Source organism: Pseudomonas sp. ASL4 (genome assembly GCF_056680395.1).
The window spans coordinates 3,208,705-3,227,684 of the sequence record NZ_CM155280.1; the positions used below are offsets into that span (position 1 = coordinate 3,208,705).

General features: G+C 61.2%; 17 protein-coding genes. 9 read left to right on the top strand and 8 right to left on the bottom strand.

Features of this window, described 5'->3' with window-relative positions:
• Nucleotides 1–190 precede the first annotated feature (190 nt).
• Together selD and mnmH are read left to right on the top strand one after the other, a co-directional pair.
• Nucleotides 191–1,225, top strand: a complete 1,035-nt coding sequence (selD, locus tag AC1MEW_RS14365) for a selenide, water dikinase SelD (RefSeq protein WP_201256187.1) — start codon at nt 191–193, stop codon at nt 1,223–1,225.
• Nucleotides 1,225–2,328, top strand: coding sequence for a tRNA 2-selenouridine(34) synthase MnmH (gene mnmH / locus AC1MEW_RS14370; protein WP_201256188.1), 1,104 nt, complete (start codon nt 1,225–1,227; stop codon nt 2,326–2,328). Before selD ends, mnmH begins: the two co-directional genes overlap by 1 nt.
• Before the next feature lie 137 nt (nt 2,329–2,465).
• Here mnmH and AC1MEW_RS14375 read toward each other — a convergent pair whose 3' ends face one another.
• Entirely contained in the window at nt 2,466–3,521 is a 1,056-nt protein-coding gene (locus tag AC1MEW_RS14375) for a permease (RefSeq protein WP_201256189.1), read from the bottom strand.
• Between the two features lie 92 nt (nt 3,522–3,613).
• Nucleotides 3,614–4,288: a histidine phosphatase family protein gene (locus AC1MEW_RS14380; protein WP_322269129.1), complete on the bottom strand. Its 675-nt coding sequence runs from the start codon at nt 4,286–4,288 to the stop codon at nt 3,614–3,616.
• Between the two features lie 393 nt (nt 4,289–4,681).
• On the opposite strand from AC1MEW_RS14380, the gene AC1MEW_RS14385 reads away from it, so the two are divergent.
• From AC1MEW_RS14385 to hemB, 3 genes are all read left to right on the top strand, one after another.
• A complete protein-coding gene (locus AC1MEW_RS14385) occupies nt 4,682–5,380 on the top strand; it encodes a glutathione S-transferase family protein (RefSeq protein ID WP_201256191.1) in 699 nt (232 codons plus the stop codon).
• A 24-nt stretch (nt 5,381–5,404) separates the two neighbouring features.
• Nucleotides 5,405–6,247 (top strand): PhzF family phenazine biosynthesis protein, encoded by an 843-nt coding sequence (locus AC1MEW_RS14390; protein ID WP_201256192.1) that lies wholly within the window; start codon nt 5,405–5,407, stop codon nt 6,245–6,247.
• 239 nt (nt 6,248–6,486) lie between these two features.
• Complete coding sequence (gene hemB / locus AC1MEW_RS14395; protein WP_201204806.1) at nt 6,487–7,461, top strand: porphobilinogen synthase; 975 nt, start codon at nt 6,487–6,489, stop codon at nt 7,459–7,461.
• 170 nt (nt 7,462–7,631) lie between these two features.
• Here hemB and AC1MEW_RS14400 read toward each other — a convergent pair whose 3' ends face one another.
• Nucleotides 7,632–9,167, bottom strand: coding sequence for an FAD-dependent oxidoreductase (locus tag AC1MEW_RS14400; protein WP_201256193.1), 1,536 nt, complete (start codon nt 9,165–9,167; stop codon nt 7,632–7,634).
• Nucleotides 9,168–9,447: 280 nt separating this feature from the next.
• On the opposite strand from AC1MEW_RS14400, the gene AC1MEW_RS14405 reads away from it, so the two are divergent.
• Complete coding sequence (locus AC1MEW_RS14405) at nt 9,448–10,539, top strand: DUF1615 domain-containing protein (RefSeq protein ID WP_322269126.1); 1,092 nt, start codon at nt 9,448–9,450, stop codon at nt 10,537–10,539.
• Between the two features lie 184 nt (nt 10,540–10,723).
• Here the strand turns inward: AC1MEW_RS14405 and AC1MEW_RS14410 are convergent, their stop codons facing one another.
• Nucleotides 10,724–11,518: a DUF4349 domain-containing protein gene (locus AC1MEW_RS14410; protein WP_201256195.1), complete on the bottom strand. Its 795-nt coding sequence runs from the start codon at nt 11,516–11,518 to the stop codon at nt 10,724–10,726.
• 146 nt (nt 11,519–11,664) lie between these two features.
• Between AC1MEW_RS14410 and AC1MEW_RS14415 the strand changes: the two genes are divergently transcribed.
• Complete coding sequence (locus AC1MEW_RS14415; protein WP_480426709.1) at nt 11,665–12,288, top strand: glutathione S-transferase N-terminal domain-containing protein; 624 nt, start codon at nt 11,665–11,667, stop codon at nt 12,286–12,288.
• A 175-nt stretch (nt 12,289–12,463) separates the two neighbouring features.
• Here the strand turns inward: AC1MEW_RS14415 and AC1MEW_RS14420 are convergent, their stop codons facing one another.
• Both AC1MEW_RS14420 and AC1MEW_RS14425 read right to left on the bottom strand, forming a co-directional pair.
• Nucleotides 12,464–12,904, bottom strand: coding sequence for a CBS domain-containing protein (locus tag AC1MEW_RS14420; protein WP_201204781.1), 441 nt, complete (start codon nt 12,902–12,904; stop codon nt 12,464–12,466).
• Nucleotides 12,905–12,997: 93 nt separating this feature from the next.
• The gene (locus tag AC1MEW_RS14425; protein WP_201256197.1) at nt 12,998–13,906 is read right to left on the bottom strand and encodes a LysR family transcriptional regulator; all 909 of its coding nucleotides are present in this window, start codon (nt 13,904–13,906) and stop codon (nt 12,998–13,000) included.
• A gap of 215 nt (nt 13,907–14,121) precedes the next feature.
• Between AC1MEW_RS14425 and AC1MEW_RS14430 the strand changes: the two genes are divergently transcribed.
• Nucleotides 14,122–14,949 carry an SDR family oxidoreductase gene (locus AC1MEW_RS14430; RefSeq protein ID WP_480426711.1) on the top strand — a complete coding sequence of 276 codons (828 nt, stop codon included), beginning with the start codon at nt 14,122–14,124 and terminating at the stop codon, nt 14,947–14,949.
• 188 nt (nt 14,950–15,137) lie between these two features.
• Nucleotides 15,138–17,498 (top strand): DNA polymerase II, encoded by a 2,361-nt coding sequence (locus tag AC1MEW_RS14435; RefSeq protein ID WP_480426712.1) that lies wholly within the window; start codon nt 15,138–15,140, stop codon nt 17,496–17,498.
• On the opposite strand, the gene AC1MEW_RS14440 is transcribed toward AC1MEW_RS14435, so the two are convergent.
• Both AC1MEW_RS14440 and AC1MEW_RS14445 read right to left on the bottom strand, forming a co-directional pair.
• A complete protein-coding gene (locus AC1MEW_RS14440; RefSeq protein ID WP_201204777.1) occupies nt 17,463–17,933 on the bottom strand; it encodes a DUF1810 domain-containing protein in 471 nt (156 codons plus the stop codon). The two genes, AC1MEW_RS14435 and AC1MEW_RS14440, sit on opposite strands and share 36 nt — an antisense overlap.
• 28 nt (nt 17,934–17,961) lie before the next feature.
• Complete coding sequence (locus AC1MEW_RS14445; RefSeq protein WP_201204776.1) at nt 17,962–18,783, bottom strand: aldo/keto reductase; 822 nt, start codon at nt 18,781–18,783, stop codon at nt 17,962–17,964.
• Nucleotides 18,784–18,980 lie beyond the last annotated feature (197 nt).

An 18,980-nucleotide genomic window follows, 5' to 3' on the forward strand; every position in this document is an offset into this window, starting at 1 on the left:
CGTTGTGGCGAGGGGGCTCGCCCCCGTTCGGCTGCGCAGCAGTCGTAAAACCGGTGCGTGCGGTGTATCAGAAGAAATGTGGTTGCCGGTTTTAGGGTCGCTTCGCAACCCAACGGGGGCAAGCCCCCTCGCCACAGCACAACCCGCGCTCTGCTAGAATCGGCCCCATTGATCCCACAAGGTGCACCCCATGAGCGAGCCGATTCGTCTGACCCAATACAGCCACGGCGCAGGATGCGGTTGCAAAATCTCCCCGCAGGTTCTGGAGGTGATTCTGGCCGGCAGCGGCGCGCAGAACCTCGATCCCAAGCTCTGGGTCGGCAACGCCTCGCGCGATGACGCGGCGGTGTATGCCATCGACGACGAGCGTGGTGTGGTCTCGACCACTGACTTCTTTATGCCGATCGTCGATGATCCGTTCGACTTCGGCCGCATCGCCGCCACCAATGCCATCAGCGACATCTACGCCATGGGCGGCGATCCGTTGATGGCGATTGCGATCCTCGGTTGGCCGGTCAACGTGCTGGCCCCGGAAATCGCCCGTGAAGTGATTCGCGGCGGGCGTTCGATTTGCGACGAGGCAGGCATTCCACTGGCCGGCGGGCATTCCATCGACGCCCCGGAGCCGATCTTCGGTCTGGCCGTCACCGGGCTGGTGCAAAAGCGCCACATGAAACGCAACGACACCGCCACCGCCGGGTGCCTGTTGTACCTCACAAAACCGTTGGGCATCGGCATCCTCACCACCGCCGAGAAGAAGGGCAAGTTGCGCCACGCCGACATCGGCCTGGCCCGTGACTGGATGTGCACCCTGAACAAACCCGGCAGCCGCTTCGGCAAACTCGACGGCGTGACCGCGATGACCGACGTCACCGGTTTCGGTTTGTTGGGGCACTTGGTGGAGATGGCTGACGGCAGCCAACTCACCGCCCGCATCGAATACGACCGTGTGCCGCGTCTGGCCGGTGTCGAGTATTACCTCGAACAGGGCTGTGTGCCGGGTGGCACGTTGCGCAACTTCGACAGCTACGCCAGCAAACTCGGGCGCTTGCAGGAACTGCACAAACGCGTGCTGTGTGATCCTCAAACCAGCGGTGGGCTGCTGATTGCGGTCACGCCGGAGGGCAACGATCAATTCCTCGCGGTCGCCGCCGAACTGGGCCTGAGCCTTGAGCCGATCGGTGAACTGGTTGAGCGACAGACCAACGCGGTCGAGGTGTTTTGATGTCTATCGACTTCACCGATTACCGCGACATTTTCCTCAACGACCGGCCGATGATGGATGCCCGTGCGCCGGTCGAATTCCTCAAGGGTTCGTTCCCCGGCGTGGTCAATTTGCCGCTGATGAACGACCAAGAGCGGCAACGGATCGGCACCTGTTACAAACAGCATGGCCAGCAAGCGGCTATTACGCTGGGGCATCAGTTGGTGTCTGGCCAGATCAAGGCCGAGCGCATCCAGGCCTGGGCCGAGTTTGCCCGAGCTCATCCGGATGGTTATTTGTATTGTTTTCGCGGCGGCTTGCGCTCGCAGATCGTTCAGCAGTGGCTCAAGGACGAGGCGGGCATCGACTATCCGCGGGTCGGCGGTGGCTATAAGGCGATGCGCACCTTCTTGCTCGACACTGTTGATCAAGCCGTCGCCCAATGCGATTTCGTTCTGCTGGGTGGCATGACTGGCACCGGCAAAACCGAGGTGCTGACGCAGTTGAACAACGGGCTGGACCTGGAAGGCTACGCCAATCACCGGGGTTCAAGCTTCGGCAAACGTGCCACCGGCCAACCCTCCAACATCGACTTTGAAAACCGTCTGGCCGTGGACGTGCTGAAGAAGCGCGCACGGGGTATCGAGCAATTCGTGCTGGAAGACGAGAGCCGGGCGGTCGGCAGTTGTGCCTTGCCGCTGCCGTTGTTTCAGGGCATGCAGCAGTTTCCGATGGTCTGGCTCGAAGACAGCCTAGAGGGGCGCGTTGAGCGGATCTTGCGTGATTACGTAGTGGACCTGTGTGCCGAATTTATCGGCGTACATGGCGAGGAAGGCTTTGCGCTGTTTTCCGAGCGTTTGCTGGAAAGTTTGAATAACGTGCAGAAGCGCTTGGGCGGTGAACGCCATCGACGGATGCTGTTGTTGATGGAAGACGCACTGGCCGAGCAGGCAAGCAGCGGTGCGGTGGACTTGCACCGTGGCTGGATCGAAGGATTGCTGAGCGAGTACTACGACCCGATGTATGCGTTTCAGCGCGAGAAGAAAGGTGCGCGGATCGAGTTTGCCGGGGAGCGGGGGGCGGTGTTGGAGTACCTTCGCGAGCGCAGTGTTCCGCAGGTTTGATATTGTTATTGCCGGCCTCTTCGCGAGCAAGCCCGCTCCCACATTGGATCTGCGCCGTACACAAAATTTGTGTCCAATGAAGATCTACTGTGGGAGCGGGCTTGCTCGCGAAGGCGTCTATACAGGCGCCAAATCTATTAAAGCAATGCAGCCCCGACCAACCCGCTGATCACACCAATCAGCATGGTCATCAGCGCCACGCTCACCAGCACCCGAGCGTTGAAATCCTTGCGCAGCATCAGCAGCGACGGCAGGCTGATGCTCGGCAGCGTCATCAGCAGCGCGACCGCCGGGGCGGTGCCCATGCCCAGGGTCATCATGGTTTGTACGATCGGGATTTCTGCAGCGGTCGGAATCACGAACAGCGTACCGATGATCGCCAGCGGCACCAGCCACAGCAGGCTGTTGGCCATGGCGCCATCGATGTGCGGAAACACCCAGACCCGCACCGCACCCAGTACCAGCACCGCCAGGATGTAGACAGGGATGGTGCTCCAGAACAATTGCCAGATCGTCTTGCCCCAACGGGTCAGGAACGGTTGCGCGTCGGTCTCGCGTGCTTCGACTACTGCCTCGACCGCCGCTTCAGGCAAGGTCTCCGGGCCGGCGATACGCTGCGCCACCATCGACACCCCGAACACCAGTACGATGCCCGCTACCAGCCGCAACGCCGTGAAACCCCAACCGAGCACGAAGCCCATGAACACCAGCGTGGCGGGGTTGAGCACCGGGTTGCCGATCCAGAACGCCAGCGCCGCACCGACTGATACGTTCTGCCGGCGCATGCCGGCAGCCACCGGGGCGGCGCAGCACGAGCACATCATGCCCGGCAGGGCGAACAGGCCGCCGCGCAGGGTCGAGGCGAAACCGGCGCGGCCGAACAGGCGCAGCAGCCAGTCTCGCGGAATCAGCACTTGCAGCAGGGAACCGAGAATGACCGCCAGCACCGCGGCTTTCCAGATCGCCAGGAAATACACCTTGGCGTAGGCCAAGGCGGCGGTCAGAGGATCGGACAGTTGGTCGTTGATGATCGAGGCGCCGATGCTGTGGTTGTCAGCGGCGACGAAGGCCTTGAGGTAGTACGGCGACCACTTGACGTAGTAGAGGCCGACACAGGCGACCAGCAGGAACAGGGCGGGTTTCCACCAGAACGACCAGCCCCGGGCGGGGACTGCTACGGTTGAGAGTGACATGGCGAGGTTCCGGACAATGGGGAGATGCTGGCAATGATAGCCCAGCCCCTTAGTCAACGTGGTCCCGACAGTGCGTGGGACGTAGCGACCTCTTATGTCGGACAGTTCTGCGAGCCGTTATCCAGCCCTTGTTTGTAGACGTGGCTTTCCAGGCTGGCCTTGCCGTTGTGCCAGGTCAGGGTCAGCACGTACAGCGAGTCGTAGTCGCTGGACGCCCAGTCTTCGGTGATGTTCTGTTTCTTGCCGACGGCTTCGCTGGCGACCTTGTTGATCAGTTCGGGCAGGTAGCCGTGGGACCAGGCGGTGTAGATGATCGCGTTGTGGTACTTGTCGTGGACCAACTCATCCGCCAGATCGCTGGTGTCGTTGGCCGAGAAGTTGATGTTCACCGGCAACCCGAGCTTGATCGCGCTGGGGCTGATGGTCATCAGTGGTCGGATGTAACTGTAGGAGTTATCGAGTTCGCCTTCCTCGACATTGCGCGTCGGGTTGGCAGCAAACACATAGTTGGCCTTGCCGAATTTCTCTGGCAGTAGGGTGGACAGCTTGATCGCACGGTTCAATCCCTGGCAATTTAGCTGACCCAGGCCGCCTGCGGGTTTTTCCGCGTGGCGCAGGAACACCAGCGTCTGGGTACCGTCGGCCGGCTGGGCGCGGCTTTCGCTGGACTCCAGCGACAGGAACAGCGCGCTCGCTGCCAACAACGAGGGCAGAACGATAAACGCGCGATGCTTGAAGCGTTGGGCGAATTTCAAAAGGGTCTTCATTCAGTAAAGTGATCTTCAGCGCATTCGATTAAGGCTGACAAACCTTTACACCGTGAGCTCCCAGCGTCGGGTGTTTTCCATGTCGTTGCGCCGGTCCGTCTCCGTAATGGGCAGTGCTCAGAGTCCCCTGAAGCCCTTTGGTTCGATCCCGGCGGGTTCGCCGCACTTTAGCGACAACCTTTGACGGGGTGGCGGAAGGTTATCGACAGGATGTTGCGGATTTATGGACGTTGGCAGATCTATGCACTGAATGGTCCCTGTAGGAGCTGCCGAAGGCTGCGATCTTTTGATCTTGACCTTCAACAATGTCGAACAGATCAAGATCAAAAGATCGCAGCCTTCGGCAGCTCCTACATTATGATCAGCAGCTTCAATGTTTGCGTGGATGCTCCCATGACCGATCTCTCTGCGTTCCCGATTACCGGTAAATGGCCGGCCCAGTACCCTGAGTGGATTCAGCTCTACTCCCTGCCGACCCCCAACGGCGTCAAGGTCTCGATCATGCTCGAAGAGATCGGCTTGCCGTACGAGCCGCACCGCGTGGGCTTCGAGACCAACGATCAGTTGTCACCCGAGTTCATGTCGTTGAACCCCAACAACAAGATCCCGGCGATCATCGACCCTCACGGTCCAGGGGACCAGCCACTGCCGCTGTTCGAGTCCGGGGCGATTCTGATCTACCTCGCCGACAAGAGCGGCCAATTGCTGGCCCAGGAATCGGCGGCGCGCTACGAGACGATTCAGTGGTTGATGTTTCAGATGGGCGGTATCGGGCCGATGTTCGGCCAGGTTGGTTTTTTCAACAAATTCGGCGGCAAGGATTACGAGGACAAACGGCCCCGTGATCGCTACGTCGAGGAAAGCAAACGCCTGCTCAAGGTCCTCGACGAGCGTCTGGAAGGGCGCGACTGGATCATGGGCGAGCGCTACACCATCGCCGACATCGCGACGTTTCCATGGGTGCGCAACCTGATCGGCTTCTATGAGGCCGGCGATTTGGTGGGTATCCAGAACTTCGCCAACGTTACGCGAGTGCTGGAGCGCTTCCTGGCACGGCCGGCGGTAATGCGTGGGCTGGAAATTCCCAAGTAACCCTTTTCAAGACCAGGGACGGCCATGCGCTCATTTCCTTTCAAGCAAGTTGATGTCTTCAGCCGCGTTGCGCTCAAAGGCAACCCTTTGGCGGTGGTGTTCGGCGCTGACGAGCTCAGTGATGAACAAATGGCGGCGTTCGCGACCTGGACCAACCTCAGCGAAACCACGTTCGTGCTCGAACCCCGGGATTCGCGCGCCGACTATCGGGTGCGGATCTTCACCACTCTGTCGGAGCTGCCATTCGCCGGTCATCCGACCTTGGGCACCTGTCACGCCTGGCTTGAAGCCGGCGGCGTACCCAAGGGCGAGGAGATCATTCAGGAGTGCGGCGTCGGTCTGGTGCGCGTTCGCCGGCAAGGCGCGGAGCTGGCGTTCCTCGCGCCGCCGTTGCTGAGAACCGGTCCGCTGGACGTTGACCTGTTAGAACGGGTGCGGCTCGGGCTCGGGCTGGAGAAAGGCTCGATTGTTCGGGCGCAGTGGGTCGATAACGGCGCCGGCTGGCTGGTGGTGATGGTCGAGGATCGGCAGCAGGTGCTCGATTTGCAACCGGATCATTCGCAAATGCTCGGCCTGGCCGTCGGCGTTATCGCACCCTGGCACTCCGAGCGCGATGGCGCTGACGCACAGTTCGAAGTGCGGGCGTTCATCTCCGGCGACGGCATGCCGGAAGACCCGGCCACCGGCAGCCTAAACGCCGGAATCGCCCAATGGCTGCTCGGCGAAGGGCTGGCGCCGGCGTCTTACGTGGTCAGCCAGGGCCTGACCATGGGCCGCGCAGGGCGGATTCAGGTCGATCAGGTGGGCAATGAGATCTGGATCGGCGGCGCGGTGGTGACCTGCATCGACGGGACCCTGAAGCTGTAACAAAACCCGTGGAATCAACACAAATCCACTGTGGGAGCGAGCTTGCTCGCGATAGCGGTCTGTCAGTCGCTTACATTGTGGCTTTGGAACCGTCATCGCGAGCAAGCTCGCTCCCACAGTGATTATTGTCAGGCCTGTAAGGGTCTGTTTCTTCCCTGAGGTTTGTGTCCTGCGCCTGACAGGGCATAAGCTTCACCCCCTTACGACTTTCGTCTTGTCACTGTCTTTCAGGAAAACCCATGTCCAGCCAGTTCCCCGAAGCTCGTCCACGCCGTCTGCGCCGCAATGCGAGCCTGCGCAGTCTGTTCCAGGAAACCGAGTTCAGCCTGAACGATCTGGTGCTGCCGATTTTTGTTGAAGAAGAAATCGACGATTTCGTCCCGATCAAAAGCATGCCCGGTGTGATGCGCATTCCGGAGTCGAAACTGGCCGGGGAGATCGAGCGCTATGCCCGTGCCGGGATCAAATCGGTGATGACCTTCGGCGTGTCCCATCACCTGGACAGCAGTGGCAGCGACACCTGGAACGACAACGGCCTGGTGTCGCGGATGTCGCGTATCGCCAAGGACGCCGTGCCGGAAATGATCGTGATGTCCGACACCTGCTTCTGTGAATACACCGACCACGGCCACTGCGGCGTGGTGCACAACCATGAAGTCGACAACGACAAGACCCTGATCAATCTCGGCAAACAAGCCGTGGCGGCGGCCCGGGCCGGCGCGGACGTGATCGCTCCGTCGGCGGCCATGGACGGCCAGGTCCGGGCCATTCGCCGGGCGCTGGACGAGGCCGGTTTCACCCAGACCGCGATCATGGCGTATTCGACCAAGTTCGCTTCGGCACTCTACGGCCCGTTCCGTGAGGCCGGCGGCAGCGCTTTGAAAGGCGACCGCAAAAGCTACCAGATGAACCCGATGAACCGCCGTGAAGCCGTGCGCGAATCGCTGCTGGACGAACAGGAAGGCGCCGATGCGCTGATGGTCAAACCGGCCGGCGCGTACCTGGACATCATCCGCGACATCCGCGAAGTCTCGCGTCTGCCGCTGTCGGCGTACCAGGTAAGTGGTGAGTACGCGATGATCAAGTTCGCCGCCCAGGCCGGAGCGATTGATGAAGACCGCGTGGTGCGCGAAAGCCTTGGGGCGATCAAGCGGGCGGGGGCGGATTTGATCTTCACCTACTTCGCGATGGATCTGGCCTTGGCCGGGATCTAACGACCACCGCAAACTCCCACAGTTGTTTGATGTTGGACGCAACTCCTGTGAACGACGCAGCCACCTGTGGGAGCGAGCCTGCTCGGGATTGCGGCGGATCAGTCACATTGATGTTGGATATGCTGTCGTTATCGCGAGCAGGCTCACTCCCACATTTGAGATGTGTTGGGTCAGTGGGACCCAAAAAACAACCGTATCCCATGATCCCGGAAATACCGCTCGATCACTTTCGGGTCCGCGCTGTTATCGGCAATCGCCACGTACGTATCCGGCCGCAACAGATAAAAACCGTTGCGCGCCAACCCCGCTGTTTCAAACGCTGGCCGCCAGTCGAACACGTGCAGCGGCAAATGATGCTCGATACACCAGGCGATCATTTCGTCGCTGGTATCGCCGTACACATGCACCTGCCAGGTCGGGTTTTTCAGCGGTTCGTAGTTATCGCCTTCGCCATCGTGCGCCCAGGGCAAGCGGTCACCGCCGTGGACCTGCCCGGTCACGCCTTCGCTCAGCGGCATGCCGCGATAGTTGAGGGTGATCTGCGACACCGTGCGAAACAGGAATTCGCGCGTTGCCGCGAACGAAGCCATTTTCGGGATCAGAAATGGCGCCAGGCGCGTGCGCAGCAGGTCGGCGACTTTGCCCTCGGCGGTGACGAAGCTGAACACCCGGTCGGTGGTGGACACCAGGCGCCGGGCGAAGGCGATGCGTTCGGTTTCGTAGCTATCGAGTAATTTGGAGGTGGCGCCGCCGCTCAGGACTGCGGCGATTTTCCAGGCCAGGTTGATCGCGTCGCCAATCCCGGTGTTCATGCCCTGGCCACCGGCGGGGCTGTGGACGTGGGCGGCGTCGCCGAGTAGAAACGCCCGGCCGCTGCGAAAGAATTCCGCCACCCGATGATGCACCCGGTAGGTCGAGAACCAATTCACCTGTTCGACCTGCACTTTCAGATGCTCGATGGCGTGGCTGCTGACGTCTTCGAATTTCAGGGTTTCGGCATGCTCGGCGCGCTCATCGCGCACAGTGCCGATCAGCCGGGCATGACCTTCGCTGGCCAACGGGAACACTGCGAGAAAGTCCGCTTCATCGAGGTCCACGTGCAGTTCACCGTTGAACGCCGGGCCGCTGGCCTGCACGTCGGCGACGTAGAAAATCTGCTGGTAGGTGCCGCCGGGGAATCCGCTGTCCAGAGTCTTGCGCACAATCGACCGGGCGCCGTCGCAACCCGCGATGTAGCAGGCCTCGCAGGTTTCCTGTCGGCCATCGGGCAGGCGCAACTGCGCGCTGATGCCGTCGCTGGTTTCCTTGAAGTTTTCCAGTTCGGTATTGCGCTCCACGGTGATGCCGAAGGTTTCAAGGCGTTCGATCAGCAGTTGCTCGTGTTCGTCCTGGGGAAAAATTTCCATGAACGCGTAGGGCGTCAGGCCCTCGCCGATGCGGGTCAACGGCAGGCGCGCCACGGCTTCGCCCTTGACCCAGAAATTCGCCGCCGCCACCCGATGGCCGTTTTGCACGATGGTGTCGCTGAGGTCGAGTTGACGATACAACTCAAGGGTCCGGGCCTGGACGGCCAGGGCGCGCGAGGTGGTGCCGGGGGCGAGGGTCTTGTCGATGATGCGCACGCGGATGCCGAGCTTGCTCAGCCACAGCGCCAGCACCAGGCCAGTCGGGCCGGCGCCGATGATCAACACGTCGCTTCGGTTCATGGGGCCATTCTCCGAGGGGTGTGTTGGGCAAGTATGGTTCAGACAGGGCGATCAGGCTGGGTGAATACAAAACCCTTGTGGGAGCGGGCTTGCTCGCGAAGGCGGTGTGTCAGCCAATATCAATGTCGACTGACACTCCCTCTTCGCGAGCAAGCCCGCTCCCACAGGATGTGTGCAGGCCAAATACTTCGGGGGAACAGTCGGACGTGACCACAGTCATAGCCTGCGCCATGCCATTGATCGTATGGTTAACCCGGCTAAACGGATTTGATGGAGCACCATGCACGCCCACCGATTGATCACGAGCCTCGCTGCCTTGCTGGTCCTGGCCGGTTGCGGTACTCAGCGCACCCAGGAAACGCCGCCCCGCAAACCTGCCGAGGTCAAGGCGCAGATCGTGCGCCTGTTGCCGGCCAAGACCGCCGACCGCGAAGGGTGGGCGACGGACATCTACGCAGCGTTTGTCGCCCAGGACATTTCACCGACCACGCAAAACCTTTGCGCGGTCCTGGCCGTCACCGAGCAGGAATCGACCTTCCAGGTAGACCCAACCGTGCCGGGCCTGGGCAAGATCGCCCGGGACGAGATCGATCGCCGCGCCGCCAAGGTGCACATCCCCAGTTTGCTGGTCAGCGCTGCGTTGCAAGTCCGTTCACCGAGCGGCAAAAGCTACAGCGACCGACTCAATGCCGCCCGCAGCGAAAAAGAACTCAGCGCAATCTTCGATGACTTCATCAGCATGGTGCCCATGGGCCGGACCTTGTTCAGTGGGTTCAACCCGGTGCACACCGCCGGGCCGATGCAGGTCAGCGTCGAATTCGCCGAGCAGGAGACACGCCATTATCCCTATCCGGTGACGGGCTCGATTCGCCATGAGGTGTTCAGCCGTCGCGGCGGCATGTACTTCGGCATTGCCCATTTGCTCGGCTACCCGGTGAGCTACAAGCAGCCGCTGTATCGCTTTGCCGATTTCAATGCCGGTTGGTACGCCAGCCGTAATGCGGCATTCCAAAATGCGCTCAGTCGCGCGTCCGGCATCCCGCTGGCGCTGGACGGTGACGTGATCCGCTACGATTCGATCATGCCCGGCACCACGGAACTGGCGGTGCGCACCCTCGGCAAGCAACTGGGCATGCGCAATCCGACGATTCGCGATCAGTTAAATAAGGGCCAAACCCTGGAATTTGAAGACACGGCGCTCTACCGGAAAGTCTTCGCCCTGGCCGAGAAGGCCGAAGGCCGGGCGTTGCCGCGTGCGATGTTGCCGGGGATCGAACTGCACAGCCCGAAGATCACCCGCAAACTCACCACGGCATGGTTTGCCAAGCGGGTTGATGAGCGTTATCAGCGGTGTATGGCGAAGGGGAGTTGATCTTTAACCAATGCCCAGGCACCGCATGAATGTCGGGTTGCCACAGGCATAAAAAACCCGGCTGATAAGGCCGGGCTTTTCGTTGATTGCTGCGTTAAAACCATTCATTGACGGCAATGATGGTTGCGATGCATGGCTGAGTGGCCCGCTCCCACAGGGTTTGTATCGGACCTTTGCTATTGACTCACGGGCGACGACGCACAAACTTGCGCCACAGCCAAACCCACAACATAAACAGCGGGAAGGCCAGGATCAGGAACGGCAGCGCGTAACTGCCTTTCTCCAGCGCATCGACGGCGCCATCGGCGAGGTTGTCCAGCAGATTGCTGAACGCCCGGCTCAGGTGCGACGAGCGACTGCTGGCGCCGGTCGGCTGGAATGACAGCGTGACCCGATTGGTGTCCAGTCGGCGCTGCTGACCAGCGGCGACCTGGGCCAGGGCTTGCAGGTCGTTTTCGATGCCGGCCTGCTCTTTGCTCAGGGCGATCAGGTCGGTGACGCTGATGTCCCGGCGACTGGCCAGTTCGTCCAGGCGTTGCTGCTGAGCCTTGAGCCGTTCCTGGCGGCGGCGGGTGTCATCCACCGCATCGGCGAGGTCTTCGGCAGAAGTGACTCGCTGGCCCATTTCGCCGCCCTCGGCAGCCATCGCCACCAACGGTTCGACGCCAGCGGGGGCGATGCGCAAGGTGATTTCGGCGCGGCCGGCACCTTGCTCGATGCGCAACACGTTACAGGCACCGAAACGTGCGGTTTCGCAGGCCTCGCGGGTGGCCTGTAAGCGCGGCGCGATTTGCGCTTGGGGCAGCAACAGTTGCAATTGGTGCTCATAAGCGAGCATCGCGCCGCCACGTCCCTGTTCACCGGCTAGACTGGCCGATGACGACCGTTCGCTTGGCGAGCAGCCGCTCAGGGCCAGGCAGGCCAGTACAAACCAATAGACGCGAGGCATTGAGGCAGGTTTGCCATCCGGTTGGCGCATGTTCGATCCTTGAGGTGTGCAGCGGGACGTCAGCAGTGCGCCCCGGGAGCGCGCATCTTACCTGCATCATTCGGCCAAATGGCAGCGAACCTGCTCCGTGCCCCATCGTCTACTCACTGATTGTTTGTTCGCCGGGAGGGCGCGACATGTATCAGCTTTACGGACAACAGAACTCCGGCGCGGCGGCGATAGAAGCGGCCCTCGAACTCTGCGCGATCCCTTATCGGTTTATCGATGTCGCCGGTTCCGCAGAGGCGGCCCATGCGCTGGAAAAGCTCAACCCGATGAAGCAGATCCCGACACTGGAGCTGCCTGACGGCAGTGCTCTGACCGAGAGCGCGGCGATCCTCATTCACTTGGGGCTGACTTTTCCCTCGTCGGGCCTGCTGCCGGACAACCCGGCAGAGCGGGATCAGGCCATTCGCGGCCTGGTCTACATCATCTGCAATTGCTATCAGGCCATAGGCCTCATCGACTACCCCGAACGCTGGTTGGCCGAGGCTGACGAATCGTCCAGGGAAAACCTCATGGCCGGCGCTCGTGCGCGATTGCATTGGAGTTGGGAGGTGTTTGCCGATCAGTTTTCCGGTGAGCTGTACCTGGGCGCCGAGACCCCGGGAGCGCTGGATGTGCTGGCAGCAGTGGTGACGCGCTGGGCCGGGAGCCGGGAGCATTTACGCAGTGCCAGACCGGGTTTTTACGCCTGGCTGACGCGGATTGATCGGCATCCGACCTTGGCGCCGGTCTTTGCCCGGCATTGGCCGACCTGAACCGCACCGCCGATCAACTGCCCTGATTGTCCTTGAGACCACCGAAAATCAAATGTGGGAGCGGGCTTGCTCGCGAATTCGGTGCATCAGTCGACGATGATGGTGGCTGACACAACGCATTCGCGAGCAAGCCCGCTCCCACAAGGGATTTGCGGTTTAGTGAGATCGCGCCCGATCACTCCCCGCGAATGTACTGCTCCAACTGACGAATCAATTCCGCCTGTTCGGCAATCGCTTCCTTGACCAGGTCACCGATGGACAGCAAGCCCAGCAACTTGCCGTTCTCCACCACAGGCAGGTGGCGCAGGCGTCTGTCGGACATGATACCCAGGCAGGTATCGACGGTTTGGTGGGTGTCGACGGTGATCACCGGGGACGCCATGATGTCGCGTACCGGGGTGCCCACCGAAGAGCGGCCGTGCAGCACCAGTTTGCGCGCGTAGTCGCGCTCACTGATGATGCCCAGCACTTCGTCGTTCTCCACCACCAGCAAGGCACCGACGTTTTTCTCGGCCATCTTCATCAGTGCTTCGAGCACCATGTGGTCGGGTTTGATCTGGTGCACTTCCTGATTCTTCTGATCTTTCAACTTGAGCAGTTGGGCGACGGTTTTCATGGCGGCTTCTCAGGTGTTGTCGTTGTTCTTGAAGAATCGTAGACCCAAGCGCGCAGGGCAAGGCGCAAAGCGGCAGATAACACGCAAAAAACGTCATTTGGCGGTTTTTCTTCCGAAAACCTCGCGAACCAGCTCGATAAACGCGCGTAAACCGGCGGGAACATGTCGGTTGGCCGGGTAATAGAGACAGAGGCCGGGGTAGGGCGGCAACCAGTCTTGCAGCACCCGAATCAACCGACCGGCGGCCAGATGCCCGGCAATCGAATGTTCGTTGGTACAGGCCAGCCCTACACCTTGAAGCGCGGCGTCGACGATCAGTTGATGGCTGTCGAGGGTGAGCGGGCCGTTGACGTCGATGATCTGGCGTTGGCCACGTTTTTCGAATTCCCAACGGTATAGCGTGCCGCTGGCAAACCGCGTGCGAATGCAGCTGTGCCCAGCCAGATCCGTCGGTGAACGGGGTTTGGGATGGCGGGCGAAATAGTCGGGCGACCCGACCACCGCAAACTTCAGCGGCGGGCTACAGGGCACGGCAATCATGTCCAGGGGGACGCTGTCGGACAGGCGGATACCGGCGTCGAACCCGTCGGCGACAATGTCCACCAACGCGGTGTCGGTGACGATGTCCAGGCGCATGTCCGGGTAACGTTTGAGGAATTCCACCACCACCGGGGTCATGAGCATCTGCACCGCGCCTTCAGTGGCGTTGATCCGCAGGGTGCCGCTCGGTGTGTCGCGAAACTGGTTCACGGCCTCCATCGCCGCCGAGATCTCGTGCAGCGCCGGCCGCACCCGGGCCAGGAACTGCTCGCCGGCCTCCGATAACGAGACGCTACGGGTGGTGCGATTGAACAGACGCACGCCCATGCGCTGCTCCAGCGCAGCAATGGCGTGGCTCATGGCCGAGGGCGACATACCCAGTTCATCCGCCGCGCGGCGGAAACTGCGGTGGGTTGAAACGGCGACCACGGCGTTGAGCTCCAATAAACCCATCTTCTGCATTGTGCTGTTTCCTGCATCAGTTCATCCCATATTAGCCCGATTGTTTGAAGGACGGCTGGGGCCTACCTTGGTATCTGACCCACCGCAAATCTCTTGTGGGAGCGGGCTTGCTCGCGAAAGCGGACTGACATTCAACATTGATGTCGACTGACACGGCCTCTTCGCGAGCAAGCCCGCTCCCACAAGGGGATCTCATTTTTAATCGGGAATTTCACATGACCCAGACCGTCCTCATCACCGGCGCCTCCACCGGCTTCGGCCAATCCGCCGCACAACTGTTCGCAGCCCTTGGCTGGAACGTCGTGGCTACCATGCGCAACCCCGCTGCCGGCGCAGCACTGGCCACCCTTGAAAACGTGCTGGTGACCCGTCTCGACGTCCAGGACGCCGGCAGTATCAGCACCGCCATTGCGGCGGGGATCGAGCGCTTCGGTGCAATCGATGTATTGGTCAACAACGCGGGTTTCGGCCTGTTCGGTGTGTTCGAAGGGACGTCCCGGGAGAAGATTCGCGAGCAGTTCGACGTCAACGTCTTCGGCGTGATGGACGTGACCCGGGCGATCCTGCCGCATTTTCGTCAGCGCCAGGCCGGGGTGATCATCAATGTCAGTTCCGGTGCCGGGGTGTTTGGGTTGCCGATGATTTCGGCCTACACCGCCAGCAAATTTGCGCTGGAAGGGTTTTCCGAGTCGCTGTCCTATGAACTGGCGTCGCAGAACATCACCGTGAAAATCGTCGAGCCGGGCGGGGTGGTCAGCACTGAGTTTGGTTCGCGCTCGGCAGCTGAGGCTGCGCAATTGAACGCGCCGAGGGCTTACGACAATTTTGTCGGGGCGGCGATGAAGGTATTCGAAGGGTTGCGCGGCGAACGCCTGGCCACCTCCGAGGACGTGGCGCAGGTGATCGTTGATGCAGCCAGTGACGGGACTGACCGGTTGCGCTATGTGGCAACCCAGGACATCGAGCCACTGGTGAAAGCACGGCGGGAAACATCGGAATTTGAATACATGGCGATGATGCGCGGGAAGTTCGCTGACCTGTGACATGAAGCGAAAACTGTGGGAGCGGGCTTGCTCGCGAAAGCGGCGTGTCAGCCACCATCATCGTCGACTGACACGCCGCCTTCGCGAGCAAGCCCGCTCCCACAGGAATCGCATCCACCTCGCCGAGAGCGCTATCCCCGGCAATGACGCGTAGAATTGCGCCCTGAATCAGATTCGAGGTTGCAGTGGTGGATTTACAGCAGGGCTTCGTCCTGACCCGGCATTGGCGCGATACCCCGGCCGGCACCGAAGTCGAGTTCTGGCTGGCGACCGATGCCGGTCCCCGGCGCATCCGCCTGCCTCATCAACCGTCGGTGGCCTTCATCCCGGCGGAGCAGCGCGAGCAGGCCGAAACCGTGTTGCGCGGGGAAAAGAACGTCGAACTGCGGCCCTTGGCCCTGCTGGATTTCGAGCATCGTCCGGTGCTCGGCCTGTATTGCCAGCAGCACGGCCAGTTGATGCGGCTGGAAACCGCGCTGCGCAAGGTCGGGGTCGAGATGTTCGAAGCCGACGTGCGCCCGCCGGAACGCTACATGATGGAGCGTTTCATCACCGCGCCCGTGCAGTTCGGTGGCACACCCAACGCCGAAGGCCTGCTGCTCGACGCGCAAATGAAACCGGCCCCCGGTTACCGGCCGAATCTGCGACTGGTGTCCCTCGACATCGAAACCACCGCCCAGGGCGAACTCTATTCCATCGCGCTGGAAGGCTGCGGCGAGCGTCAGGTGTACATGCTCGGCCCACCCAACGGTGACGCCCGCGCGGTGGATTTCCAGCTCGAATACTGCGACTCCCGAACCCTGCTACTGAAAAAACTCAACGAATGGTTCGCCCGATACGATCCCGACGCGATCATCGGCTGGAACGTCGTGCAGTTCGACCTGCGTGTCCTCCACGAGCACGCCCGGCGCCTTGCGGTGCCGCTGAAACTGGGGCGTGGCGGCGAAGAAATGCAGTGGCGCGAGCACGGCAGCCGCAATCATTACTTCGCCTCGGCGGCCGGGCGCTTGATCATCGACGGCATCGAATCCCTGCGTTCGGCGACCTGGAGCTTCCCCTCGTTCAGCCTGGAAAACGTCGCACAAACCCTGCTCGGCGAAGGCAAGGCGATCAGCACGCCGTACCAGCGCATGGACGAAATCAACCGCATGTTCGCCGAAGACAAACCGGCGCTGGCCACCTACAACCTCAAGGATTGCGAACTGGTCACGCGGATCTTCGCCAAAACCGAGTTGCTGACCTTCCTGCTGGAACGGGCCAGCGTCACCGGTTTGCCGGCGGATCGCAGCGGCGGTTCGGTGGCGGCGTTCACGCACCTGTATATGCCGCTGATGCACCGTCAGGGCTTCGTCGCGCCGAACCTCGGCGGCAAACCACCCCAGGCCAGCCCCGGCGGTTTTGTGATGGACTCGCAACCGGGGTTGTACGAGTCAGTGCTGGTGCTCGACTACAAAAGCCTTTATCCGTCGATCATCCGTACCTTCCTGATCGACCCGGTAGGGCTGATCGAGGGCCTCAAGCACCCTGACGATAGTGAGTCGGTGCCCGGCTTTCGCGGTGCGCGTTTTTCCCGAACCCGGCATTGCTTGCCGGCCATCGTCGCGCGGGTCGCCGAAGGTCGCGAAACCGCCAAGCGTGAACACAACGCGCCGCTGTCCCAGGCCCTGAAAATCATCATGAACGCTTTTTACGGCGTGCTCGGTTCCAGCGGTTGCCGGTTCTTCGACACGCGGCTGGCCTCATCCATCACCCTGCGTGGCCATGAAATCATGCTGCGCACCCGGCAGTTGATCGAAGCCCAGGGCCACGCGGTGATTTATGGCGACACCGACTCGACCTTCGTCTGGCTACGCCGCGCCCACGGTCAGGAAGAAGCGGCGCAGATTGGCCGCGCTTTGGTGGATCACGTCAATCAGTGGTGGCGTGAGCATGTGCAGCAGCAATATGGTCTGGAAAGTGCGCTGGAATTGCAGTTTGAAACCCACTACAAACGCTTCCTGATGCCGACCATTCGCGGGGCCGAGGAGGGCAGCAAGAAGCGTTACGCCGGGTTGGTCACCCGCGCTGACGGCACTGACGAAATGATCTACAAGGGCCTGGAAACCGTACGCACCGACTGGTCGCTGCTGGCCCGGCAATTTCAGCAGGAGCTGTACTCGCGGATCTTCCATCGCCAGCCGTATCAGGACTATGTGCGCGACTACGTGCGCAAGACCCTCGCCGGTGAGTTCGACGACCGCCTGGTCTATCGCAAGCGACTGCGCCGCACCCTCGACGAATATGAGCGCAACGTGCCGCCCCATGTGCGGGCGGCGCGGATGGCCGACGCCTATAACGAACAGCAGGGCCGCCCGAAGCAATACCAGAATGGCGGCTGGATCAGCTACGTGATCAGCGTCGCCGGGCCGGAGCCGCTGGAGATCCGCAGTGCGCCAATTGACTACGACCACTACGTCACCCGGCAACTGCAACCGGTGGCCGACGCGATCCTGCCGTTCGTCGATGACGACTTCTCAACGCTGATTGGTGGGCAGTTGGGCCTGTTTTAGGTCCAGCAGCGACAGCGTCCAGTCATCCTGTATACCATGGAAAAATTGATCCAGCGCCCGATGGAACAGGCTGCCGTCGGGGGCAACTTGGGCGAACAGGGTCATGGAGGAGTGAAACTTGAGATCATCGGGATGGCCGAAAATCTCGGCAATCGAGCGTTTTTTCAGGTTCAGCACTAACTGGGTGCAGGTGCGCAACCGTGCGCCCAACAGTGGATGCTTGAGGTAGGCCGCCGCTTCTTCGGCGGAACCAATGGCGAAATGGCGGGACATTTCGCTGCCGCCGAGCCCGGCAATCTGCGGAAAGATGAACCACATCCAGTGCCGGCGTTTCTGGCCGGCGCGTAGCTCCTCCTGAACCCACTCGAACACCGGGTCCTGTGCCTGGACAAAGCGTGGCAGATTGAACGAGTCGAGCTGATCGGTGCTTCTCATTCCGAAGCCCTCTACAGGTCGCGATGGCTCAGACCATGGCCAACCGCTGCTTACGTTGTGGCGCGCGAAACGCTTGGTCCAGCGCCTCCAGATCCGCAGCTTCCAGCTTCAACTGCGCCGCTTGCGCATTGAGCGTCACGTGCTCGGGTCGGACCGCTTTAGGAATCGCAATGACACTGTCCTGACGCAGTATCCATGCCAGCGCTACCTGGGCCGGTGTTACCCCGTGACGGGCGGCCACCTGTTTGAGCGTCGAGTTCACCAGCATATGCCCACCCTGGCCGATCGGACAGTAGGCCATTGTCGGCAGATTGTGTGCCTGGCTCCAGGGCAACAGGTCGAATTCGATGCCGCGCTCTTCCAAGTTGTACAGCACCTGATTGGTGGCGCAGGCCGGTGAGGCCAGTTCGTGCAAGTCGTCGAGGTCGAAATTGGACACGCCCCAGCGACCGATCCTGCCGTCTTCGCGCAGGCGTTCGAAGGCTTCGACGGTTTCCTCCAGTGGGTATTGGCCGCGCCAGTGCAGCAGGTACAAATCGATGTAATCGGTGTTCAAGCGCCGCAGGCTGCGCTCACAGGCCTGGGGAATGCCTTTGCGGCTGGCGTTGTGCGGGTAGACCTTGCTGACCAGAAAGACCTTGTCACGAAGACCTGCGATGGCTTCACCGACCACTTCTTCAGCACCGCCCTCGGCGTACATTTCGGCGCTGTCGATCAGGGTCATGCCCAGTTCGATGCCCTGGCGTAGGGCCGCGACTTCATTACGGTGCGCCGAGCGATCCTCGCCCATGCGCCAAGTGCCCTGGCCGATGACCGGTACGTTGACGCCAGCCAGTTCAAGGGTCCGCATGAAAAACCTCCTTTTTGGAAACGCGATGGATACTTCAGTGGGCAGCAGATTAGCCCATGGGTTCCGTCGTGCTCCAGCAGGCAGGACGCAGTTCTTTGATGGATCTATGTCGCCAGACACTCCGCTATCTCGAGCAGGGGATAGTGGTTGTTCATGAATGCCCGGTTCACCACCGAACAACTGTGGGAGCGGGCTTG